Source organism: Jeotgalibacillus haloalkalitolerans (genome assembly GCF_034427455.1).
Classification (GTDB): Bacteria; Bacillota; Bacilli; order Bacillales; family Jeotgalibacillaceae; genus Jeotgalibacillus; species Jeotgalibacillus haloalkalitolerans.
On record NZ_JAXQNN010000008.1, the window covers coordinates 12,536 to 33,650 of the forward strand.

Consider the following 21,115-nt stretch of genomic DNA (forward strand, 5'->3'; position numbering starts at 1 on the left):
TCCGCTCCTTTAATTCAATGAGTAAGTTCTTTCCTCCCAATCTTTCAGCTCTTTTACAAAGGACATCTCCGGACCGGCCGATGTTCTTGCGATATTTTCTTCAACACCTGAGAGCCAGCCATTTGAGTCTGTCACTTCTATATCACGTGAAGCTCTGACCACGATACGTCCATCCTCAAATAGTTTCAGCTCTGCATCTTCAAGTGAGCCTCCGTTCGTCAGAATGGCATTACGCGCTGTCTGACGGATACTAATAGACCAGTCGAATTCAAGCTCTTCCTCTATCTTTTTGCGAAGGAGATCATCTCCGAGCCCCTTAGAGAGCTCCTCAGCGAGTACGCGGTCAAATGCTTCAGTCTGAATTTCATTGAGCGTATAACCGCTCATCTCTCCTGAGGATAGCCGCTCAACTTCTTTATCTACTTTCTCTTCGATCTTTTCAGGATAGGAATCTACCAGACCGATCACCTCAGATTCATATTCCTCAATGACTTCATACATCTTGTCATAGAGCTCGGCAGTGGCTGCAAGACTTGCCTGCTGTGCAGCGCTGTTTGCCTGTTCTTTTGCCACCAGGACATTAGAAAGGTTCAGTACGAGCACAAACATCACAGCCAGAATAACCAGAAGACCAAGTACAAAGATACTGATATTCCCCCGCTCATTATTCACTGCATCTCTCATTTGATCACCTTTCCTGAGGTATCAGCTGTATAGCTGAAAGTCGGTTTCCCTTCCGGAAAAAAGGAGGAAGGCAAAAAGACAAAATCGATATTTACAGTAACAGCTGCAGAGAACTGGTCAGTACCGGAAATGGGTGCTCCATTAAAACTCACGTGGCTCCCTCCTGCACTGACAATGTTTTCAGCAGCAGACTGTGCTTCGGAGGCTTCTGCCGTAATCGCATATACCTTTGCTGCTTCACTTGCAGCTGATTCTGCCAGCATCACAGCATGGGCGCCGGCAATCAGCTGCCAGGCAATCATGATTGTTAAAAATACGAGTGGGACCATCCCAAGAAATTCAATGGTCATGGAACCTCTTTCGTCAAGATGACGCTTAAGCTTTGTCAGCACGATTCTCTCCTCCTTTCCGGAAGCGGGGGACCCACTTCACTTATTCCGCTTCATCCGGGTAGAGCGCTTCAATCTGTTTCTGGATTTCCGCCTCTTCCTCTTCATTGAGTTTTTCAAGCTCAGCTTTCAATGTTTCTCTTGCCTGATTAGAACGTTCCTGAACTTCATCTGCTTTATCCTCAAGAATCTTCTGCTGGTCAAGCGTTAGCTTTCCTTCTTCGCGAAGAATCTGGTTCGCATTATATAGTGACAGCTTTTGACCTAATTCAGCAGTATCCCAATCATTTGATAGATCAATAATCTCAAATGCGAGCGTGTTTGAATGATCCGTTAAGTCAATCGAGGCGTCCTGCTTCCAGCGCTTCCATTTCAACAGAATGTCCTCAGTCTGCTTAAACTCTTCTCTCAGCTGTGCAGCATTGTTGACATTTGTAAAAATACCATCAGCTGATTCTGCTACATCACGCAGCTGTGCCTGCGTTTCTGAATCTGCATTGAATCCAATGACGTTGATGATCGGTGATACGTTACTATCAGCAAAGCTTTTGGCAGCCGCTACCGGATCGCCGTCACAGGTTTCAATTCCATCACTGACCAGATAAACAAGATTGGTATTTTCTTCGGCATCCAGGTCAGCGAAGCTCTCTGCAGATGATTCAAGTGCACCAGCTACCGGTGTCCAGCCTGCAGGGTCAAACTGATTAAGTGCCTCCTGGAAAGCAGCTGACTCATAAGGACCTCTTTCATACACTTCTTCAATCGCACCACAGGATTTGGCTTTATCCGCCTCATCTCCTGTACCTTCATGACCATATACACGCAGTGATACGTTAGCTTCTTCAGGTACTGAGGACAGGAAGCTGTTAATCTCCTCTTTTGCCTGTTCCATTCTCGTCTGATCTCCTGCATAGGCACCCATCGACCCGCTGGCGTCCAATATAATCTCGACATTATAATTCTCTTTAAATTGGAATCGCTCTTCAGCTTCAGGCGTTCCTGATAGTGAAAATTGCATCTGATCGCTAATATGTTTAGGATCCGGGAAGCTGTATGCCGTCAGGTAATAGATATAGTTGAAATAGGCGTCCAGCTCTTCTTCTGTTGCCTCTTCAGGGAGTGCAGGAATATCACCAAAAGCTTCAAGAAACTCCTCTTTATGTTTCTCAGCAGACCTTTCTATCTGGGCACTGCCCATTGGTCCCGATTTCTGTCTGATGAATTCCTCTGTTGATTCAGGTGGAGCAGGAATATCAAGTGCTCCAATTGCTGAAAGTACATCCTGTTCAGACTCCTGTGTTTCTTCCCCGGATTCATCAGAGGAGTCACTATTTACTGACTCCTCTGATGTTTCTGTTGGCGTTTCTTCCGACAGACTCCCGTTTTCTGCCTCTTCATCACAGGCTGCAAGTGCCAGTATCAGCAATGCAGCCGGTATCCATTTCTTTACGGTCATCTGTATCCCTCCAAACTGTCTGTTTATGAACCGATTGATTTAATAAACTCAATAAACTTACCTGAGACGGCATCACCGACAGCTGTTTCTCCATAGAACGCCTGAGATATAACGCCTACAACAATCACGACTACCGCTGCAATTCCAAGCCATTCAAGTGTCTGGGAACCTCTTTCGTTTTTAACCGGAGCTGCTACCACCATCAGTAATTTAAGTGTCCATTCGTTTAACATTTTCATTTTTATTCCTCCTGGATTGTTTTTAAAATAAATTCGTTAAGCTGTTGTCGCCATAAATCAGATTCAATATCATCAGTCCTGCTACCATCAAAATCGACACCGGCGCCACAATAAAAGTCGTTACCAGCGTCACTTTCGGTGAAGCCTTTGCTGCAAGCTCTTTGACCTGTTCTTCTCTTAACTGCCTCATATCCTCTGCCTGCAGCTTAAAGGTTGAGGCGACCGGAACGCCAAGCTTCATTCCCTGAAGGAGTGATTTTATCAGCTGCTGGAATTCCTGGTTGCTGTTACGTTCAAGGAGATTGCGGTAGGCGTGCTCACGCTGTACGCCTAAGTCGATCTCCTGGATAAAGCGGGTGAATTCTTCTCTGAGCGGACCATCAAAAAAGCGGATCACCTCCCTTAAAGCCTGGTCCAGACTTACACCTGCCTGAAGGCTTGTACTGACAGTATCCAGAAAGTCCGGAAGATCCATCCGCAGGGCCTGCTGACGCTGTTTGACCTGCTGACGTATGACAATAATCGGCAGGAAATATCCAAGCAGCGGTGTCAGTACAATGCCAAATTGTGATAGCGGCAGTCCAAGGAAGAAGAAAAACATTCCGAGGAAAAAGCCGACTGTCATTAGCATCATCTTCAGCCCCTGAAAACGCGCAACTGTCAACTCATATGGATTACCCGATTTCTTCAGCCAGTCTGCTACATCCTGATTGACACTGAAGAAGTTGATGCGCTGGCCAAGGTCTGCAAATTCATCTGCGAATTTAGTTGCCTTGTCGATAAACCCTGCACGCTGCTTACGCTTCTTCTCCTTTTTTTCGAATGCATCGACCATTGTGACGTCAGAGATATGAAGCAGCAATTCCCGTTTTTCTTTGATATAGACGGACCAGTTCCTGAGTCCGAGCAGGACGAGAAACCAGAACAGCACAATACATAAAATGATTAAGGCATCCATCTTGATCACCTACACTTTGATATTCGTAATCTTCCGGATCAGGAAGAACGAAAGAATGATGCCTGCACCGAACAATGCAAGGATGATGAGCCCTGGTGTGGTGGTCAGCGGGTCAGTGAAGCCGTCCATCACATTGTTCATGACGAGCAGGATGAAAATTGGCATTGCCGGTACAATGATTGAGATGTAACGCTGTTCTGACGTCATTGTCCGGATTGTCTGATGCAGAATTTTTCTGTCTTCGAGTGTGGTTGCCATCGTCTCAAGTGTGGAAGCAAGGTTGCCTCCTGTTTTTTTCTGGATCAGGAGGGTGGCTGCAAAGAGCTGAAAGTCTCTTGAGGTATTTCGCTCCTGCACTTTTTTCAGCACTTGTTCAAGCGGTACACCGAGTTTGAGTTCGTATGACATCCTTTTAAATTCTTCTTTAGCTGGCGTGCTGACTTCATTTGCTACAAGGTCAATCCCCTGCGTTACCGTCATCCCGCTCTTAGAAGCATTCGCAAGCAGCCGGCAGACTTCACTCAGCTGTTCATTAAAGCGCTCCTCATAGCGGTTTTTACGTAAATAGAAGAGCAGGAAGTGTGATGAAGCCAGAAGCCCGACTGTCAGTACCAGACTGATAAAAGCTGACATACTGAAAATCATGTTAAAGACCACATAAAGGAGCAGAAAACCTACAATATGAGCACCGATATACTCAGATGGCAGCAGCCCCACATTCGCCAGCTGCAGCTTTTTGTGAAGCTTTTCAGATGATGGTGACTCATCATATCTGTCTCCCAGGACGCTGATCGCACTCTTGCGCTTCTCTTCCGGGTACCAGGTGCGCATCTTCTTTTTCCAGTCCTGCTTGTGACGCCTGTAATCAAGCAGGAAGTACACCATGATGATAAGAGCGAGGGCAGCTGAACCAATCAGGCCTGCAATGATCATGTCCATATTGGTTCGCCTCCTTTTTGGAAGAGACGTTCGTCGAATTCAATTCCAAACAGTTTGAGCCGCTCTACACATTTTGGAATCATACCGGTCGGTTCGAAATGTCCAAGTACTTCTCCGTCTTTACCTGTTCCTGTGCGTTTGAAAATAAAAATGTCCTGCAGCTTTACCTGGTTATGGTCATCCACGTATACTTCAGAAATATTGACGATCTTCCGTTTCCCGTCTCCGAGACGCTCTGCCTGCACGATCATATCGAGCGCGCCGACAATGTATTCACGGATAATATGTGTCGGCAGATCCATTCCGGCCATAACGACCATGCCTTCTACACGATTGATTGCGTCACTTGGCGTATTTGCGTGAACAGTCGTCAGTGAGCCTTCGTGACCGGTGTTCATCGCCTGGAGCATGTCAAAGGCTTCAGGGCCCCGCACCTCACCGACAATGATCCGGTCCGGTCTCATACGCAGTGCGTTTTTAACAAGCTGACGGATCGAAACTTCACCTGATCCCTCCACATTTGGCGGGCGGGCTTCAAGGCCAACGACACTTGCACGGTTGAGCCGTAATTCTGCGGAATCTTCAATCGTAATAACCCGCTCTCCCGGAGGAACTGCCTTAGCAGCAGCGTTCAGGAGTGTCGTCTTTCCGCTGCCGGTTCCGCCTGAAATGAGTACATTCATTTTGGCTTCAACAATCGCCTGGATAAATGCAGCCATCGGTTCATCAAGTGAGCCGAATTCGAGCAGATCGTCCATTTCAATCGGCTCCTGTCTGAATTTACGGATGGAAATCAGCGTACCGTTCAGACTGACCGGCGGAATCACGGCATTCACACGACTGCCATCCGGTAGCCGGGCATCAACCATCGGCGAGCTTTCATCAATCCGCCGGCCAAGCGGTGCAATGACGCGGTCGACGATATGGCGGACATGATCATCATCCTTAAAGGTGACACTGCTTTCCTGCAGCTGCCCGTTACGCTCAATGAATACTTCTTTTGGACCGTTTACGAGTATTTCAGTGATGGTCGGATCTTTTAACAGCTGCTCAAGTGGTCCGAACCCGACACTTTCATCAATGAGGCGTGACATCAGCACTTCACGGTCGCCGCGCGGAATGACCACTTTCTCTTCCAGCATGAATTGATTCACAAGCCGGTCAATCGACGCTCTCCGTTCATGCTCATCGGCTGCTGTCAGCTGCTCAAGGTTTGTCTCAGCCAGCAGGCGCGTCTTATAATGATCGAGCAATTCTTCCAGATAAGGCGTCATCACCGACTGGACGCTTTCTTTTTGCGGTTCAGCCTGAGAGCGTTTAGTACGTTGAAACAGTGACATTGCATTCCCCTCCTTACTTCAGCATCGATCTTACCCACTTGCGCATATCTTTTGCTGCCGGTATCAATTTCTTTTCCTTCGGTTCTTTTCTGATGGGCTGTCCCTTATTAATGCCGGCCTGGACACCCTTCAGATCCCGTCTGATCTCCGCTGCATGCGGATAGGTAACAAAACGTTCAAGGTCTTTTTTGGACAGCTCATTTTCTTTACCGACTTCATTCAGTACAAGCTCCAGCCGATCCTCTGTCGGAATCCCAAGCTTCTGAAACAGGCTCTCTACATGCTTTAACACGCGGATAGACGGTGTATCGAGTGCAATTGTGTAGAATACTTTATCCGCTTCAATCAGTGCGCCATATGTTCTCTCATCAATAGAGGATGGCAGGTCCACAATAATAAAGTCATAAGATCTGCGGCAGGCTCTGAGCACTTTTGTGACAAAATCCTCTGTCAGGCGCTCGGCAAGCTCGGCATCTCTCGGACTAATTAACAGGTCGAGCTTGGAAAACGGTTCTTTTTCAGATACGTTTTTTAAATGGTGTTCGCTCAGCTCTTCCACGACCGGCTCTAAATCCATAATGGTCCGGTTCGGCTCAATGCCAAGGAATGTTTCCCCGCCTCCGTATTGAAGGTTCAGGTCAATGTAAATAACCTGGGCAGTTGATTCCAGCTTCAGTGTCTGAGCGAAAGCAGTACTTAAAAACGTCTTCCCGCTGCCGCCTTTTCCGCTGTAAAAACTGAAGACCTTTCCATTCCCTCTCTTGAAAAGCTGCTCTTTCGGTTGTTCAGCTGAAGCTCTTGAGACAATCGTTTCAACCCGGTCGCCCAGTCCTTCAAGGTCCTCCGGCATCACGAGATAATCAGTTACGCCTCTTCTGACGAGATCTCTGAACAGCTGGAAGTCATGAGATTCATGAATAAAGATGACCGGCGCATGCAGCTGCTCGGACTGGATCAGCGCAACACGTTCAATGTCGCCTTCATCATGTAGCAGTAAAATGACTTTGGGCTGTTTATTTTTTAGCTCGGATCTGAGATGGGACGGATCGAGCGCTTCTGTTTTTAATGTTTCAGGCAGCCTTGTGCGAATCGCAGACATCAGGGTACCTTCTCTTCCAATCACTAACACATCTAATTCTTCCATGGCACAGCCTCCTCTATTCGACACATGCGTCTAATCATTCAGGCTTACTCACCTGACTCTTCTTTTTTCTTATCAGCGGGCTTTTCTTCTTTTTCTTCAGGCTCTGCCGGTTTTTCCTCTGCTTTTTCCTCGACCGGCTCAGTCTCTTCTGCCGGCTCTTCTTCAGCAGCTGCTACTTCCTGACCGGAAACCCCGACATTCGCTTTAATCACCCGTACACTGTCTGCGTAATTCTGCATATGAATCAGCTCCGGGGTATCCTCAAGCGAAATTTCAACCTGAACGCCTGAGAACTGGCCATCGTCGTTCGCCACACGGGCTACTTTGACATCCTTCATAAAGATCTCTGTGTTATTGCCTTCATCCGTTCTATTCGATACCACAATATCGACGCGATCGAGCGGCTCAAGCGGTTCATCAAATGACACCCGCTCTGAAGACATCATCGTGACCAGCCGGTTATTCTCTTCTGTGACTGCCGATGCCTCTTTGAGCATATTTTTGGAAATCACATCCCCTTTAGATAAAGGAACAACAGATACCTTATTCATCAGTTCCTCAGGATCGCGGATATGCTCTGCTGTGACAAACTTCTGCGGGATGCTCTCAGCCGCAACTGCTTCAGGTGTAATCACGTCTCGCGCATCAATATCTGATCCCGCTACATAGACGGTCACCATCGTCCCAAGGTCATTGTTTAGCTCTTTGACCTTTTGAAGCGTGAAATATCCTGCTGCTGCTGCAAATAGAGCCGCAATGATGAAAAATATAAGCGCTCTTCTTTTCGATTCAATCATGACTTTCCGCCTCTCTTTCACTGACCGGTAAAATATAGTCGAATGGAATCATATAAACATTTTCTAATATGACATTCGTGTCGTTCATCACATTTTTACAAAGTGAGCTGAAATAGCTATTACTGTTTTTAATGGATTTTTGGATTACTGTCAAATCGTGGAGGAAATTGAATATTACAGGCAAAGAAGATAGTCCAGGTTGTATAAATGTAGTCAGGGACATACGAACTATGTATCTCATTTCACACATAGTAACTTGGAATTGATTCGACAAATTCCTCGATTTGATTGTTACATTCTTTACAAAACATGCGACCATAGCACCTTTTTCCATGGAACAGGATGGGAAAAACCTTGATTTTGAGAGGTTTGAAGCTGATATATTTGAGGTTGAAATGGTTTTGGAGTGATTGGGGGTATGATTATCGTTCAAATGCGCAGGGGAAAGATTCATTTATGATCACGAATTACTCTCCCCGCTAAAAAAACGACCTCATCAAATGAGGTCGCAGCTGTCACATATAAACGTTATTCAAGATCATCCGGATACAGCTCTTCAACCAATTGCTCCATCTCAGCTAACCCTGCATCTCTTAATACCTCAATTTCTTCCTCTACTTCAGACGTTACGTCCTTGATTCGTTCATCTGTTTCCTGATTTCGTCTATTCAGTTCCGAATCCTGGTCCATACTCAGCACTTCCTCTTCGTGTCGAAGGTAATCGAGTGTATGAATCATCGAAACGTGCTGTGACAGCCCCACCTTAAAGTTTTCATTAGAGAATGCCAGCATGGCAAAATAACTCTTATTGCTCGCGGATTGAACGTCAAGATCCGCCTGACGTTTCCACCTTTCCCAGCGCTTCAGGATTTCCTCTGTCTGATCAAACTCTTTTCTCAGCTCATCCGCACCCTGAACATTTGTAAAAACGCCATCCGCTTCACGCGCCACCTGACGCAGCTGATCCTGTGTTTCTGAGTCTGCATTAAAGCCGATGACATTAATGATTGGCGAGATATTACTGTCTGCAAATGTTTTAGCAACAGCAGCAGGATCTCCGTCACATGTCTCGATTCCATCACTGACCAGATAGATCAGATTCGTATTTTCCTCTCCATCAAGATCTTTAAAACTTTCCATTGCTGATTCAAGTGCACCTGCGACAGGCGTCCATCCTGCAGGCTCAAACTGATCAAGTGCTGACTGGAACGCATCTTCATCGTATGTGCCACGCTCATATACTTCCTCTATTGCCCCGCAGGACATCGCCTTATCCGCTTCGTCTCCTGTTCCTTCATGTCCATACACCCTTAATGACACATTCGCTTCTTCTGGTAACGACGATAAAAAGTCCTGTATTTCGCTCTTGGCCTGTTCCATTCTTGTGCTGCCGCCTGACTCTGCACCCATTGATCCACTCGCATCCAGAATAATTTCCACATTGTAGTTTTCTTTAAATGTATAGTTTCCGCTGGCTTCAGGCATACCGGATAAAGCGAACTCCATTTTCGCAATCGTGTCATTCGGATCCGGGAATGCTCTTGCATTCAGATCATACAAATAATCAAAATAAGCGTCATACTCTTTCTGAGTCGGTTCTTCAGGAAGCGGCGGAATTTCCTCAAGGGCTTCCATCAGCATTTCCTGATGCTCTTTATTACTTCTTTGAAATTGTTCTTCGCCAAAAATACCAACCTTTTGATCAACAAGATCCTGTGCAGTTTCGGCAGCTCCTCTTACATTCAATGCTTCAACTGCCTCAACCAGATCCCCTTCAGGTTGCCCGGTTTGCTTTACGCTAGCCTCTTCCTCAGCCTGATCTGCCGGTTTTTCCATCTTATCAACCGCTTCCGCCGTCTGCTCCGGTTCAGCCGGTGACTGCTCTTCTTCCTGACAGGCTGCTAATCCGAAACTAAGTAAGAATACTGACAACAGTATTGGTTTTTTCATTTTACAATCCCCTTTCACATAAACAATTATTAATGCGTCTAATTTACCAGCTATGAATCTCTTTCATGTTTTAATGGAAAATAGCAGGACTGTCAAATAAGGGGAAATCAATCTTTCTTATGGTATAGAAAATAGTTGCAGGCCGATTTTTATGAATCAGGTAAATGGTATGGTGTCAGAGCAGCTTTTTCAGAACTAATGACTTATAAAATAAGTAGATGTATTGGGGTGGATTGGAGAAAAACGGGGAGTGTATGACCATGGAACCTTTTTTAAATTGTTGCTTTGTTAAAATCCATTGTTGTTTCTGCACAGCTGGTGATCGAAGCGTAAGGGGGGGCGGACTCGCAGGAAGGGACGTGTGAGGCCATGGTGAAGCCTGCGGGCTCAAGGACAGGACCAAAAAACGGTCCACCAACGGAAAGCGTCCTCCTGAAGCCGAGATCAACAGCCAACTTTAAAAAAGCCTAAATTATAAAAAACGACCCCATCAAATGAGGCCGTTTCACATGAATCATTCAGTTGTCTTATCAATCACTTCTTCAGCAATCTGATCATAAATCTTACCCAGCTTATGATCTTCTGCGTATACAGATGGTGCAAAGTCGTCTTCATCCCAGTCAGGCTGCTGAAGCGGCAATTTACCTAAAAGCTCTGTGCGCAGCTCTTCTGCAAGCTTCTCTCCGCCGCCCTGGCCGAATACGTATTCACGCTCACCTGTCTTCTTGCTTTCATAGTAGGACATATTCTCCACTACACCAAGAATCGAGTGCTCTGTCTGAAGCGCCATTGCCCCTGCACGCGCTGCAACAAATGCAGCTGTCGGGTGAGGTGTTGTGACGATAATTTCCTTACTTGATGGCAGCATTGCATGTACATCAAGCGCTACATCTCCCGTACCCGGTGGCAGGTCAAGCAGGAGGTAATCCAGCTCGCCCCATTCCACTTCAGTAAAGAAGCTGTTGAGCATCTTACCAAGCATTGGTCCTCTCCAGATCACAGGCGCATTGTCTTCAACGAAAAACGCCATGGAAATGACTTTAACACCTTTACGGTCAACCGGAATAATACGCTCGCCGCGTACAACCGGACGCTTATTGATGCCCATCATATCAGGCACACTGAATCCGTAAATATCTGCATCAATCAAACCAACCTTTTTCCCCTGACGCGCAAGTGCAACTGCAAGGTTTACAGATACCGTTGACTTCCCTACGCCGCCTTTACCACTGGCTACTGCGATAAACTGGACCTTATTGCCCGGTGCGAGCAGGTTATCTTCTACAGCATCACCCTTTTGGCCGCGGAATTTCTCAAGTTTTTCAGGCTCAAGCTCTGTAAAACGGATGCCGACTGTTTCAGCTCCGGCTCCTTTAAGCGCTTCAACAACCGCCATTTGAAGCTGCATCTGTTCAGCTGTCCCTGTTTTCGCAAGGGCAATTTTCACGCTGACGTGATTCTTTTCTTCCTTAATGCTTACTTCCACAATGCCTTCTGTTTCTGCAAGCGGTGTATGTAAAATCGGATCATTCATCGAACCGAGCAATTCTCTGACCTGCTGTTCAGTTACCAAAACAAGACACTCCTTTTGAATTCGTTTTCATCTATGCAAGTATAACATAGGTGAAACACTCAAGTTCACTCAGGAGGCTCATCTTCTTTGGAATAATGTCTCAGAATTCCGATATAAATGGCAGCTGCCACCTGCTGCTGATAATCATCCTGCAACAGCCAGTACCGCTCCTCAGGGTTAGAAAGGAATCCGGCTTCCACCAGCACCCCGGGCGTCTCAGCATGACTCAGTACATAGATGCCGTCAATCGGCTTCGACTTCCTTTTACTGTCCGGAATATGCCGGTTCAGCTCATGCTGAATAAACCGTGCAAGCCGCTCATTCTGATCGTTATAGGTCGTATAAAATGTCTGCGGACCCTTCCATCTCGCTTCAGGAATTGCATTCAGATGGATACTGATAAATAAATCATTGTCTTTGTTATTAATCAGCTCAAGCCTCTGTTTTAGATCCTCCCGCTTGCGATCCCGAAACCCTTTTGTGTCTTCAGCTGCCAGGTCCTTATCCGTCTCCCTCGAAAGAATCACAATGGCGCCCTGCTCCTCCAGGTAGGCCTGAAGCTTCTTTGCAATCGATAACGTCAGGTTCTTTTCAAGTATGGTTTCATAACTGGCACCACCATCCAGGCCGCCATGACCCGGATCCAGCACAATCACTTCCCCCGTCAGCGGCAGGCTCCACTCCTCCACTGCATACAGCAGCGCACCTGCACCAAGTCCAACAAGCAGCACAATCGCTGCGAGTATGATTGATTTCCTCAGCATGTCCTGTCCTCCTTATTTTCTAGAGGAGTATATGCAGGTAGCGGGAGAAGTAGAATGCAGGGAAATATATTGCTTTTATCTAAATGGGTTAGTGTATGATAAACGAAAAGACATATTGAATGTAAAGGAGGATCCTCATGATCTCTTTTTTGATTACCTTTCAACGAATGATGCGTGCCATTTTAAGAGGGTTAAAGGAACCTGAATTTCAAGTACTGCTGACACTTACGATTTTCACTTTGATCTCAGGTACGATTTTTTACAGTACAGTTGAAAACCTGCGTGTGTTAGATGCTCTCTACTTTAGTGTGACTACGCTTTCTACTGTGGGTTATGGGGATTTCTCGCCTCAGACTGATTTCGGAAAAGTATTTACTATTGTTTATATTTTTGCGGGGGTTGGCATTATCATCGGGTTTGCGACGAAGATCTTTGAGCTGGCCAGTACACATCAGATGGAATTGAAGAAGAGGAAGGAGCAGAAAAAGAGTGATTTGGAGTGAAGACGTCGCGGATGGATATGACCTGGGATTTTACGGATGTGACCCGAAAATTTCTGAATCTGACCTGAAAAAAGTCTCGTTTCAGGAAAATGTGATCTGAAAAATCCGGAAAGTGACCCGAGATTTTGCGGATATGAACCGAAATCATTTAAATGTGATCCAAAACCTCATACACATCCAGCTCCACCTCTACTAAGTAAAGTAGAAAAAATTCTATCTATAAGACCATAAGAAAAACCCCCAGGCATCTGCCTGAGGGTTTTTGTAAGCGAAAAAGAAAATTAACGCTTTGAGAACTGAGGTGCACGACGTGCGCCTTTAAGACCTGGCTTCTTACGCTCTTTCATACGAGCATCACGAGTCAGAAGACCTGCGCGCTTAAGTGAGCCACGGAATTCTGGATCTACTGAAAGAAGTGCGCGGGAGATTCCGTGACGGATTGCTCCAGCTTGTCCAGTGTAACCACCACCGTTAACATTTACATGAACGTCATAGTTTCCAAGCGTTTCAGTAATGTTAAGTGGCTGCTTGATTACTTCGCGTAGAGTTGCGAATGGGATATAGTTTTCAACGTCGCGTCCGTTAATAACGATTGTTCCGTTACCTGGTACTAGACGTACACGAGCAGTAGAGCTCTTACGACGGCCTGTGCCGATATATTGAACTTGTGCCAAGATAGTTACCTCCTCTTAAATTGAATTAACCGCGTAGTTCGTACGCTTCTGGTTTTTGAGCCTGGTGCGGGTGCTCAGCGCCTGCATATACGTGAAGCTTTTTGAAGATCTGACGTCCAAGAGAGTTCTTTGGAAGCATACCTTTAATTGCAAGCTCCAGCATTTGACGTGGGTACTTAGTGCGCATTTCTAGTGCTGTACGCTGCTTAAGTCCACCTGGGTGCATGCTGTGACGGTAGTAGATCTTGTCAGTCAGCTTTTTACCTGTAAGATGAATTTTATCAGCATTAATGATGATCACGTGATCACCAGTGTCAACGTTAGGTGTGAATGTCGGTTTGTTTTTACCGCGTAGAATCGCAGCTACTTCGCTTGCAAGACGTCCAAGAGTTTGACCTTCAGCGTCTACAACTAGCCACTTGCGTTCTACTTCGTGGCCTTTAGCCATAAATGTTGTACGCATGAGTTTACCTCCTAAATAAGATTATATCGTTATGAATCGCTTCATTAGTTTTGTTGTATTTATAACACTTCACTCGTTGTAAGGTCCGGGTTCTTACATGAGGGTGAAATACATACCATAGGCTATCTTATAATGTTTGACACTCGTTGTCAAGGGGATGTCACACCCGGATTAGTTGTTTTAGTGATTTTTTTTATTTTTTGATGGTTTTTTAAAAGTTGGCTGATGATTTCCGCTTCAGGGGGACGCTTTCCGTGGCCGGGCGGTGAGCCCGCAGGCTTCGCCATGCCTGGTCTCACACGTCCCTTCCTGCCACTGGAGTCGCCCCCTTCCACTCCAATCATCAGCTGTGCAGAAACTCAAATGGACTTTTTAAAATTTTATTAACAAGCACCGGAAAAATTGCTTTCTAGTACTGTCAGCAAGCCTCTTCTAGTAATTCACTTCCCACAAATATAACCCGTGGGCAGGAGCTGTTTTACCGGCAGCGCTGCGGTCTTTTGCTTCAAGCATCCTGACCACTTCTTCAGGCTCATACTTGCCGTTTCCGACCTCAAGCAGGGTACCTGCAATAATGCGGACCATGTTGTAGAGAAAGCCATTTCCTTTTACACGGAAAATCAGTTCGTCTTCGAATTCTTCGATTTTAATAAAATCAATGGTCCGCACGCGATCGATGACTTCTGTTTTAGCAGATGAGAAGCTTGTAAAGTCGTGCTCCCCTTCTAAATGGGCAGCCGCTTTACGCATGGCTTCTATATCAACTGTGTATGGGTAGTGTACGGCATAGTGACGTCTGAATGGCAGGGCTACAGGGCTTGTATTGACGATATAGCGGTATTCCTTCGTTTTTACATCAAAGCGCGCATGAAACGTATCTGGCGCTTCCTCAGCGCTTAATATGGCAATGTCATCACCGATCTTCTGATTCAGGATGACCGGCCATTTCGCAGCGGGCACCTGAAGGTCTGTATCGAAATGAAAGACCTGTCCCATTGCATGAACGCCTGCATCTGTTCGGCCGCTCGCTGTGATGCGGACAAACCTGCCTTTATGCACTTCACTGAGTGCCTGTTCAATCTCTCCCTGCACAGTCCGCTGTCCGGGCTGCACCTGATAGCCGTAAAACTGTGAGCCGTCATACGAGACGGTGCATTTAATACGCATTGGTTTCACTCCTTAAATCCAAAAACGGAATGCTGCAAGAGCTGCTGCGAGCAGGACAAGTGATAGCAGCGCGAATGTATCGCGCGCCTTCCAGAATAACAGCCTGTATTTGGTTCTGCCTTCTCCACCGCGGTAACCGCGTACTTCCATTGCGGTTGCAAGATCCTCTGCACGCTTGAATGCATTGACAAACAGCGGAATCATCAGTGGCACAATGGCCTTGATCCGGTCTTTCAATGGTCCGCTCGACATATCTGAGCCGCGTGCCATCTGTGCTTTCATGATTTTATCCGTCTCGTCCATCAGCGTTGGAATAAAGCGCAGTGCGATCGACATCATCAGCGCAAGCTCATGGGCCGGGAACCTGATCTTTTTCAATGGATTAAGCAGACTCTCCAGTCCATCTGTAATAGAGATTGGTGTTGTCGTCAGTGTTAACAGAGAGGTCATAAAGACAAGCAATGTAAATCTCATTGAAATAAAGAATGCCTGACGGATCCCCTCTTCATAGATTCTAATAAACCCAAGTTCAAATACAATATTCCCTTCACGTGCGAAAAACAGCTGCAGCAGGAACGTAAATGCAATCAGAATCATCACAGGCTTTAAGCCACTCATCAGAAATCTGAGTGACAGTCCTGAGAGCTTGATACTTGCGTAGGTAAATGCGGCTGCCACCACGTAGCCCCATACATCATTTGCAATAAAAATAATCGCAATAAAGGCAAATACAAAGATCAGTTTCGCACGCGGGTCCATCCGGTGGGCAATGGAGTCCGCCGGAATATAGCGTCCGAAAATCATTTTCTCCATCATAATGGATCGCCTCCCTGCTTCAGCATGTCAGCGAGTTCATCCATTGTCAGGCACACTTTTGGAAATGGTTTTCCTGCTTTTTCTTCAAGCATCCGCTGAAATTTCACAACCTCAGGCACACCAAGCCCCCACTTTGCAAGACGTGCTGTGTCACTGAAAAGATCCCTCGGCGGCGCTTCATGCACCTTTCTGCCTTTATGCATCACCACAACTTTATCAGCGTAGCGTGCAGCGTCTTCCATGCTGTGTGTGACGAGCACCAGTGTAATCCCGCGCTCTTTGTGCAGACGATAGAACATTTCCATCATTTCGCGACGTCCGCGCGGATCAAGTCCTGCAGTCGGTTCATCTAAAATGAGTACCTCAGGCTCCATTGCAAGTACACCGGCAATCGCTACCCTTCTCATCTGCCCGCCTGACAGGTCAAATGGAGATTTCTCCAGCACCTCTTCAGGCATCCCGACTTCCTTCAGCCAGAAAGCAGCGCGCTTTTTCGCTTCCGCTTCTGACACGCCAAAGTTCATCGGGCCATAGCAGATATCTTTCATCACTGTTTCCTCAAACAACTGCTGCTCAGGAAATTGAAAGACAATCCCGACCTTTTCACGGATCGGCTTGAGGTCTTTCTCTTTACGCCCGGCTTTTACAGTCCGGTCTCCAATTTGAACCGTACCTGAAGTCGGCTTTAACAGCCCATTCAGATGCAGTAAAAGCGTCGACTTCCCGGAGCCCGTATGACCGATAATCGCGGTACACTGTCCTTCAGGAATTTTAAAGCTCACGTCCTCCACTGCTTTTTTTTCAAACGGGGAATTCGCCGCATAGCGGTACTCTACTTGCTCAAGTATGATGTCCATAACTCATTCACCAACTCTTCTTCCGTCAAAGGCTTCCGCTCAAGTGGAATACCTTTTTCGTTTAATACGTGCGCCATTTTCAGAGGAAACGGCAGATCCAGCCCAAGGTCCACAAGCTCCTGACCAAGTGCGAAAATCTCCTCCGGTGTTCCTTCCCTGTACACTTCTCCCTGATTCATCACAATGATGCGGTCTGCCTTTGCAGCTTCTTCAAGGTCATGTGTAATGGACAGCACGGTCATCTCTTCCTGTCTCTTAAGCTCTCTTACAAGCTCGATCACCTCTGCACGTCCGGCAGGATCAAGCATGGAAGTCGCTTCATCTAAAATAATAATATCGGGTCTGAGTGCAAGCACACTTGCCATCGCAACACGCTGCTTCTGGCCGCCTGACAGATGATGGGGCTCATGTTGAAGAAACTCATCCATCTTCACCTGCTTCAATGCAGTCTGAACACGCTCCACCATAATTTCCTGAGGGATGCCGTGGTTCTCAAGACCAAACGCAACATCATCCTGAACCGTAGTCCCGACAAACTGATTGTCCGGATTTTGAAACACCATGCCAATGTGCCGGCGCGTGTCCCAGACGGTGTCTTTATTCAACCCGATCCCTGCGATGGTGACAGATCCCTGTTCAGGGAAGTAAAGCCCGTTCATCAGCTTGGCGAGGGTGGATTTGCCTGATCCGTTATGTCCGACAATTGCTGTCCACTCACCTGATTTGATGGAGATGGAGACGTTTTTTAATACTTCTCTTTCTGTTCCGGGGTATTTAAATGTAATGTTCTCTAGTGAAATCATATTGCTCATTGTTCCGGAACTCCTTTCATCTATTCTCTGCTCTGCTTATTACTTCAAGAACCGCTGATGATTTCCGCTTCAGGCGGACGCTTTCCGCGGCCGGGCGGTGAGCCAGCAGGCTTCGCCATGCTCTGTCTCACATGTCCCTTCCTGCCGCAGGAGTCGCCGCCTTACGCTCCAATCACCAGCTGAGCTTTCATTTATAGTTAGCTTACTTCTTACAAAAGAGAATACCTCAGTCTATTATCTATATATTTAAAATCACATTCAGAGAATTGATTGTAGTGGAAATCATCCCTCTGAAGCGGAGATCAATTCTCGTTTATTTTTATACTAAACTCCATCAAACTCTCCCCTGAGTTTAACATAGCTTAATACAAAAAAAGCGCGCACCTCATTCAAGGAAATGCGCAAGTTTGTGACTTATTTATTTCCGTTTCCATTGTGACGATGGATGAATGAGGTGCTTAGAGCTAGACGGGACAGGCGGACCTGCCCATCGTAGCGCTCTGCTTTTTGCGTGTCGTATGAATCGTTAAACAAAGAGGGCGAGAGCAGTTAGGCTCCGCCCTCTCTGTGTGTAATCTGAATTATACTAATTCGATGATTACCATTGGTGCGCCGTCTCCGCGACGAGGACCAACTTTCATGATACGAGTGTATCCACCCTGACGTTCAGTGTAACGAGGTGCTACATCGTTGAAAAGCTTTTGAAGAGCATATACTGTAGACTCTTCGCCTTCTTCGTTCTTAACAGTTGCCTGATCGCGACGGATGAAAGCAGCTGCCTGACGACGTGCGTGCAGGTCACCACGTTTACCAAGAGTGATCATTTTTTCTACTGTTGAGCGAAGTTCTTTCGCGCGAGCTTCAGTTGTTTCAATACGTTCGTTGACGATAAGGTCAGTTGTAAGGTCACGTAGAAGTGCTTTACGCTGAGAGCTTGTACGTCCTAACTTTCTGTAAGCCATGAAGGGTTCCCTCCTTTATTAAAATTCTGTTCTATCGGTCAATTAGTCTTCTTTGCGAAGGCCTAACCCAAGTTCATCTAATTTCGCCTTAACTTCTTCAAGGGATTTACGTCCAAGGTTACGCACTTTCATCATATCCTCTTCTGACTTGTTAGCCAGTTCCTGGACTGTGTTGATTCCTGCACGCTTCAGGCAGTTGTAAGAACGGACAGATAGATCAAGTTCTTCGATGGTCATCTCCAATACTTTCTCTTTCTGATCTTCTTCTTTTTCTACCATGATTTCTGCATTCTGTGCTTCGTTCGTTAATCCAACGAAAATATTAAGGTGTTCAGTCAGAATCTTAGCACCTAGAGCAACAGCTTCTTTCGGGCCAATGCTTCCGTCTGTCCAGACATCAAGTGAAAGCTTATCGAAGTTAGTCAGCTGACCAACACGAGTGTTTTCAACCTGATAGTTTACACGGGAAACAGGTGTGTAGATTGAATCAACCGGAATAACTCCAATTGGTAAATCTTCACGCTTGTTCTGGTCTGCTGGTGTATAACCGCGTCCTCTTGATGCAGTTAAACGCATGCGAAGGTGGCCGTTTTTCCCAACTGTTGCAAGGTATAGATCCGGGTTAAGAATCTCTACATCGCTGTCGTGAGTAATATCGGCTGCAGTTACCTGTCCATCACCCTGAACATCAATTTCCAATGTTTTTTCTTCATCTGAATAGATCTTCAATGCCAGTTTCTTGATATTCATTACAACTGTTGTGACATCTTCTACGACGCCTTCGATCGTTGAAAATTCGTGCAGTACACTGTCAATCTGGATTGACGTTACTGCTGCACCAGGAAGTGAAGATAATAGGATACGACGCAAGGAGTTACCCAATGTTGTACCATACCCACGCTCAAGTGGCTCTACAACGAATTTTCCGTACTTGGCATCATCGCTGATCTCAACCGTTTCAATTTTTGGCTTTTCAATTTCGATCATTCAAATTTACCCTCCTTCAAAACGTCGAAATCCCGGAATGTATTCCGAAATTCCCCATGTTTACGGTTCCCATTGTGCTTTACAACTGGATCTATCTTTTCTGTAAGAAGGAAACGCCTCTTCCAGTATTGACCAGAATCAGCCGATCTTATACAGAAAAATTAAACACGACGACGCTTTGGCGGGCGGCAGCCATTGTGAGGTACTGGCGTTACGTCTTTGATTGCCGTTACGTCAAGACCTGCAGCTTGTAGTGCGCGGATAGCCGCTTCACGACCTGCACCAGGACCTTTTACTGTTACTTCTAGAGTTCTTAGTCCGTGTTCCATTGAAGCTTTAGCTGCTGTTTCAGCTGCCATTTGCGCTGCGAATGGAGTAGACTTACGAGATCCGCGGAAGCCTAGTGCACCAGCACTTGACCATGCAATTGCATTACCCTGCGTATCTGTAATCATCACGATTGTATTGTTAAAAGTTGAGCGGATGTGTGCAATACCAGCTTCGATATTCTTTTTCACACGACGCTTACGAGTTTGTTGTTTACGTGCCATTGTAGGAAGTAACCTCCTTTACCTAATTATTTTTTCTTGTTCGCTACAGTCTTACGAGGACCTTTACGAGTACGTGCGTTATTCTTCGTGTGCTGTCCTCTTACAGGAAGACCACGACGGTGGCGAAGACCACGGTATGAACCGATTTCCATTAGACGCTTAATGTTAAGTGACGTTTCACGACGAAGGTCACCTTCCACTTTGTAGCTGTCAAGGATTTCACGGATTTTGTTAAGTTCATCTTCAGTCAGATCACGAACGCGAGTGTCTTCAGAAACACCAGCATCCTTAAGGATTTGACTTGCAGTTGATTTACCGATACCAAAGATATAAGTTAGAGAAATCACAACGCGCTTATCGCGAGGGATATCTACTCCAGCAATACGTGCCATTTACATGAGCACCTCCTTCATTATTAGCCTTGTTTTTGTTTGTGTTTAGGATTATCGCAAATCACCATTACTTTACCTTTTCTGCGGATGACTTTGCACTTTTCGCAGATTGGCTTAACAGATGGTCTCACTTTCATCTTATCTAAACCTCCTTAGTGGTTCGGAGTGCAAAAGATTATTTGTAACGGTAAGTGATACGGCCGCGAGTCAGATCGTATGGAGATAACTCCACAGTTACTCTGTCGCCTGGCAGGATTCGAATGAAGTGCATACGAATTTTGCCTGACACGTGTGCAAGCACAGTGTGACCATTTTCTAATTCTACCTTAAACATTGCATTAGGCAAAGTTTCAGCAACGGTGCCTTCAATTTCGATAACATCGTCTTTCGCCATCGAACAAATCTCCCTTCTTTATCAATCTTGCAGAGTGCTGACAAATGTCTGTACTGCATGACGCAGTTTTCCGTTTGTCACACGCCCTGTTTCGGATATACTATTTTGAACTTCAGGGGATACATAGTCGCATGAAGTCAAATGATGGATGTTTTTCTTTTTTGGCCGGTCAAACTTCCGGTTTTCACCGTCCGCAATTAAAACAAACTTTTCATCTAACCGATGAATGACAACCGCATATACTCCAGTATCGCGGCCCTTGTTCACCTGCACAATTTGCCCTATCCCGGGGGGCGAATCGGAT

26 protein-coding genes are annotated in these 21,115 nt (G+C 46.1%); 1 reads left to right on the forward strand and 25 read right to left on the reverse strand.

Annotation, left to right across the window (positions count from 1 at the left end; translation table 11 throughout):
- Positions 1-9 precede the first annotated feature (9 nt).
- The 12 genes from UFB30_RS15645 to cwlD all read right to left on the reverse strand — a co-directional run bounded on the left by UFB30_RS15645 (position 10) and on the right by cwlD (position 12,233).
- Positions 10-684, reverse strand: coding sequence for a pilus assembly protein TadG-related protein (locus tag UFB30_RS15645; RefSeq protein ID WP_322422635.1), 675 nt, complete (start codon positions 682-684; stop codon positions 10-12).
- The gene (locus tag UFB30_RS15650; RefSeq protein WP_322422636.1) at positions 681-1,076 is read right to left on the reverse strand and encodes a pilus assembly protein; all 396 of its coding nucleotides are present in this window, start codon (positions 1,074-1,076) and stop codon (positions 681-683) included. The genes UFB30_RS15645 and UFB30_RS15650 overlap by 4 nt, the downstream gene beginning before the upstream one ends.
- 40 nt (positions 1,077-1,116) lie before the next feature.
- Positions 1,117-2,529: a vWA domain-containing protein gene (locus UFB30_RS15655; protein ID WP_322422637.1), complete on the reverse strand. Its 1,413-nt coding sequence runs from the start codon at positions 2,527-2,529 to the stop codon at positions 1,117-1,119.
- 23 nt (positions 2,530-2,552) lie between these two features.
- A complete protein-coding gene (locus UFB30_RS15660; RefSeq protein ID WP_322422638.1) occupies positions 2,553-2,768 on the reverse strand; it encodes a hypothetical protein in 216 nt (71 codons plus the stop codon).
- A 22-nt stretch (positions 2,769-2,790) separates the two neighbouring features.
- The gene (locus UFB30_RS15665) at positions 2,791-3,726 is read right to left on the reverse strand and encodes a type II secretion system F family protein (RefSeq protein ID WP_322422639.1); all 936 of its coding nucleotides are present in this window, start codon (positions 3,724-3,726) and stop codon (positions 2,791-2,793) included.
- 9 nt (positions 3,727-3,735) lie between these two features.
- Positions 3,736-4,665, reverse strand: a complete 930-nt coding sequence (locus tag UFB30_RS15670) for a type II secretion system F family protein (RefSeq protein ID WP_322422640.1) — start codon at positions 4,663-4,665, stop codon at positions 3,736-3,738.
- On the reverse strand, positions 4,656-6,005 hold the full coding sequence (locus tag UFB30_RS15675; RefSeq protein WP_322422641.1) for a TadA family conjugal transfer-associated ATPase: 1,350 nt from the start codon (positions 6,003-6,005) through the stop codon (positions 4,656-4,658). The genes UFB30_RS15670 and UFB30_RS15675 overlap by 10 nt, the downstream gene beginning before the upstream one ends.
- Before the next feature lie 13 nt (positions 6,006-6,018).
- Complete coding sequence (locus tag UFB30_RS15680) at positions 6,019-7,149, reverse strand: CpaE/TadZ family protein (RefSeq protein WP_322422642.1); 1,131 nt, start codon at positions 7,147-7,149, stop codon at positions 6,019-6,021.
- A 44-nt stretch (positions 7,150-7,193) separates the two neighbouring features.
- Positions 7,194-7,946 carry an SAF domain-containing protein gene (locus UFB30_RS15685; protein ID WP_322422643.1) on the reverse strand — a complete coding sequence of 251 codons (753 nt, stop codon included), beginning with the start codon at positions 7,944-7,946 and terminating at the stop codon, positions 7,194-7,196.
- Positions 7,947-8,474: 528 nt separating this feature from the next.
- The gene (locus UFB30_RS15690) at positions 8,475-9,896 is read right to left on the reverse strand and encodes a vWA domain-containing protein (RefSeq protein ID WP_322422644.1); all 1,422 of its coding nucleotides are present in this window, start codon (positions 9,894-9,896) and stop codon (positions 8,475-8,477) included.
- Between the two features lie 514 nt (positions 9,897-10,410).
- Positions 10,411-11,469 (reverse strand): Mrp/NBP35 family ATP-binding protein, encoded by a 1,059-nt coding sequence (locus tag UFB30_RS15695; protein ID WP_322422645.1) that lies wholly within the window; start codon positions 11,467-11,469, stop codon positions 10,411-10,413.
- Between the two features lie 65 nt (positions 11,470-11,534).
- On the reverse strand, positions 11,535-12,233 hold the full coding sequence (gene cwlD / locus UFB30_RS15700; RefSeq protein WP_322422646.1) for an N-acetylmuramoyl-L-alanine amidase CwlD: 699 nt from the start codon (positions 12,231-12,233) through the stop codon (positions 11,535-11,537).
- 137 nt (positions 12,234-12,370) lie between these two features.
- Between cwlD and UFB30_RS15705 the strand changes: the two genes are divergently transcribed.
- A complete protein-coding gene (locus tag UFB30_RS15705) occupies positions 12,371-12,736 on the forward strand; it encodes a potassium channel family protein (RefSeq protein ID WP_322422647.1) in 366 nt (121 codons plus the stop codon).
- A 281-nt stretch (positions 12,737-13,017) separates the two neighbouring features.
- Here UFB30_RS15705 and rpsI read toward each other — a convergent pair whose 3' ends face one another.
- The 13 genes from rpsI to UFB30_RS15770 form a co-directional block, all read right to left on the reverse strand.
- Entirely contained in the window at positions 13,018-13,410 is a 393-nt protein-coding gene (gene rpsI, locus UFB30_RS15710; protein ID WP_322422648.1) for a 30S ribosomal protein S9, read from the reverse strand.
- 25 nt (positions 13,411-13,435) lie between these two features.
- On the reverse strand, positions 13,436-13,873 hold the full coding sequence (rplM, locus tag UFB30_RS15715; RefSeq protein WP_039806340.1) for a 50S ribosomal protein L13: 438 nt from the start codon (positions 13,871-13,873) through the stop codon (positions 13,436-13,438).
- Between the two features lie 432 nt (positions 13,874-14,305).
- Positions 14,306-15,040 (reverse strand): tRNA pseudouridine(38-40) synthase TruA, encoded by a 735-nt coding sequence (truA, locus tag UFB30_RS15720; protein WP_322422649.1) that lies wholly within the window; start codon positions 15,038-15,040, stop codon positions 14,306-14,308.
- 12 nt (positions 15,041-15,052) lie between these two features.
- Positions 15,053-15,856 carry an energy-coupling factor transporter transmembrane component T family protein gene (locus UFB30_RS15725; RefSeq protein ID WP_322422650.1) on the reverse strand — a complete coding sequence of 268 codons (804 nt, stop codon included), beginning with the start codon at positions 15,854-15,856 and terminating at the stop codon, positions 15,053-15,055.
- Positions 15,853-16,713, reverse strand: coding sequence for an energy-coupling factor ABC transporter ATP-binding protein (locus UFB30_RS15730; protein ID WP_322422651.1), 861 nt, complete (start codon positions 16,711-16,713; stop codon positions 15,853-15,855). Before UFB30_RS15730 ends, UFB30_RS15725 begins: the two co-directional genes overlap by 4 nt.
- The gene (locus tag UFB30_RS15735) at positions 16,689-17,525 is read right to left on the reverse strand and encodes an energy-coupling factor ABC transporter ATP-binding protein (protein WP_322422652.1); all 837 of its coding nucleotides are present in this window, start codon (positions 17,523-17,525) and stop codon (positions 16,689-16,691) included. Before UFB30_RS15735 ends, UFB30_RS15730 begins: the two co-directional genes overlap by 25 nt.
- Positions 17,526-18,106: 581 nt before the next feature.
- A complete protein-coding gene (gene rplQ / locus UFB30_RS15740; protein ID WP_039806331.1) occupies positions 18,107-18,487 on the reverse strand; it encodes a 50S ribosomal protein L17 in 381 nt (126 codons plus the stop codon).
- A 42-nt stretch (positions 18,488-18,529) separates the two neighbouring features.
- Positions 18,530-19,474 (reverse strand): DNA-directed RNA polymerase subunit alpha, encoded by a 945-nt coding sequence (locus UFB30_RS15745; protein WP_322422653.1) that lies wholly within the window; start codon positions 19,472-19,474, stop codon positions 18,530-18,532.
- A 161-nt stretch (positions 19,475-19,635) separates the two neighbouring features.
- Positions 19,636-20,025, reverse strand: coding sequence for a 30S ribosomal protein S11 (rpsK, locus tag UFB30_RS15750; protein WP_039806328.1), 390 nt, complete (start codon positions 20,023-20,025; stop codon positions 19,636-19,638).
- 26 nt (positions 20,026-20,051) lie between these two features.
- On the reverse strand, positions 20,052-20,417 hold the full coding sequence (gene rpsM / locus UFB30_RS15755) for a 30S ribosomal protein S13 (protein ID WP_039806325.1): 366 nt from the start codon (positions 20,415-20,417) through the stop codon (positions 20,052-20,054).
- 23 nt (positions 20,418-20,440) lie between these two features.
- Positions 20,441-20,554, reverse strand: a complete 114-nt coding sequence (gene rpmJ / locus UFB30_RS15760; protein WP_036787716.1) for a 50S ribosomal protein L36 — start codon at positions 20,552-20,554, stop codon at positions 20,441-20,443.
- A 38-nt stretch (positions 20,555-20,592) separates the two neighbouring features.
- The gene (infA, locus tag UFB30_RS15765; protein WP_039806323.1) at positions 20,593-20,811 is read right to left on the reverse strand and encodes a translation initiation factor IF-1; all 219 of its coding nucleotides are present in this window, start codon (positions 20,809-20,811) and stop codon (positions 20,593-20,595) included.
- Positions 20,812-20,832: 21 nt separating this feature from the next.
- Positions 20,833-21,084: a KOW domain-containing RNA-binding protein gene (locus UFB30_RS15770; RefSeq protein ID WP_322422654.1), complete on the reverse strand. Its 252-nt coding sequence runs from the start codon at positions 21,082-21,084 to the stop codon at positions 20,833-20,835.
- Positions 21,085-21,115 lie beyond the last annotated feature (31 nt).

What these genes read in the sequence shown, in the direction of transcription:
- infA (WP_039806323.1), bottom strand. Translation starts at nt 20,811, where the DNA reads ATGGCGAAAGACGATGTTATCGAAATTGAAGGCACCGTTGCTGAAACT.
- rpsM (WP_039806325.1), bottom strand. Translation starts at nt 20,417, where the DNA reads ATGGCACGTATTGCTGGAGTAGATATCCCTCGCGATAAGCGCGTTGTG.
- UFB30_RS15725 (WP_322422650.1), bottom strand. Translation starts at nt 15,856, where the DNA reads ATGATGGAGAAAATGATTTTCGGACGCTATATTCCGGCGGACTCCATT.
- UFB30_RS15655 (WP_322422637.1), bottom strand. Translation starts at nt 2,529, where the DNA reads ATGACCGTAAAGAAATGGATACCGGCTGCATTGCTGATACTGGCACTT.
- UFB30_RS15735 (WP_322422652.1), bottom strand. Translation starts at nt 17,525, where the DNA reads ATGAGCAATATGATTTCACTAGAGAACATTACATTTAAATACCCCGGA.
- cwlD (WP_322422646.1), bottom strand. Translation starts at nt 12,233, where the DNA reads ATGCTGAGGAAATCAATCATACTCGCAGCGATTGTGCTGCTTGTTGGA.
- UFB30_RS15660 (WP_322422638.1), bottom strand. Translation starts at nt 2,768, where the DNA reads ATGAAAATGTTAAACGAATGGACACTTAAATTACTGATGGTGGTAGCA.
- UFB30_RS15680 (WP_322422642.1), bottom strand. Translation starts at nt 7,149, where the DNA reads ATGGAAGAATTAGATGTGTTAGTGATTGGAAGAGAAGGTACCCTGATG.
- rpmJ (WP_036787716.1), bottom strand. Translation starts at nt 20,554, where the DNA reads ATGAAAGTGAGACCATCTGTTAAGCCAATCTGCGAAAAGTGCAAAGTC.
- UFB30_RS15730 (WP_322422651.1), bottom strand. Translation starts at nt 16,713, where the DNA reads ATGGACATCATACTTGAGCAAGTAGAGTACCGCTATGCGGCGAATTCC.
- UFB30_RS15645 (WP_322422635.1), bottom strand. Translation starts at nt 684, where the DNA reads ATGAGAGATGCAGTGAATAATGAGCGGGGGAATATCAGTATCTTTGTA.
- UFB30_RS15675 (WP_322422641.1), bottom strand. Translation starts at nt 6,005, where the DNA reads ATGTCACTGTTTCAACGTACTAAACGCTCTCAGGCTGAACCGCAAAAA.
- UFB30_RS15690 (WP_322422644.1), bottom strand. Translation starts at nt 9,896, where the DNA reads ATGAAAAAACCAATACTGTTGTCAGTATTCTTACTTAGTTTCGGATTA.
- UFB30_RS15705 (WP_322422647.1), top strand. Translation starts at nt 12,371, where the DNA reads ATGATCTCTTTTTTGATTACCTTTCAACGAATGATGCGTGCCATTTTA.
- rpsK (WP_039806328.1), bottom strand. Translation starts at nt 20,025, where the DNA reads ATGGCACGTAAACAACAAACTCGTAAGCGTCGTGTGAAAAAGAATATC.
- UFB30_RS15665 (WP_322422639.1), bottom strand. Translation starts at nt 3,726, where the DNA reads ATGGATGCCTTAATCATTTTATGTATTGTGCTGTTCTGGTTTCTCGTC.
- rplM (WP_039806340.1), bottom strand. Translation starts at nt 13,873, where the DNA reads ATGCGTACAACATTTATGGCTAAAGGCCACGAAGTAGAACGCAAGTGG.
- UFB30_RS15685 (WP_322422643.1), bottom strand. Translation starts at nt 7,946, where the DNA reads ATGATTGAATCGAAAAGAAGAGCGCTTATATTTTTCATCATTGCGGCT.
- UFB30_RS15670 (WP_322422640.1), bottom strand. Translation starts at nt 4,665, where the DNA reads ATGGACATGATCATTGCAGGCCTGATTGGTTCAGCTGCCCTCGCTCTT.
- truA (WP_322422649.1), bottom strand. Translation starts at nt 15,040, where the DNA reads ATGCGTATTAAATGCACCGTCTCGTATGACGGCTCACAGTTTTACGGC.
- rplQ (WP_039806331.1), bottom strand. Translation starts at nt 18,487, where the DNA reads ATGGCTTACAGAAAGTTAGGACGTACAAGCTCTCAGCGTAAAGCACTT.
- UFB30_RS15745 (WP_322422653.1), bottom strand. Translation starts at nt 19,474, where the DNA reads ATGATCGAAATTGAAAAGCCAAAAATTGAAACGGTTGAGATCAGCGAT.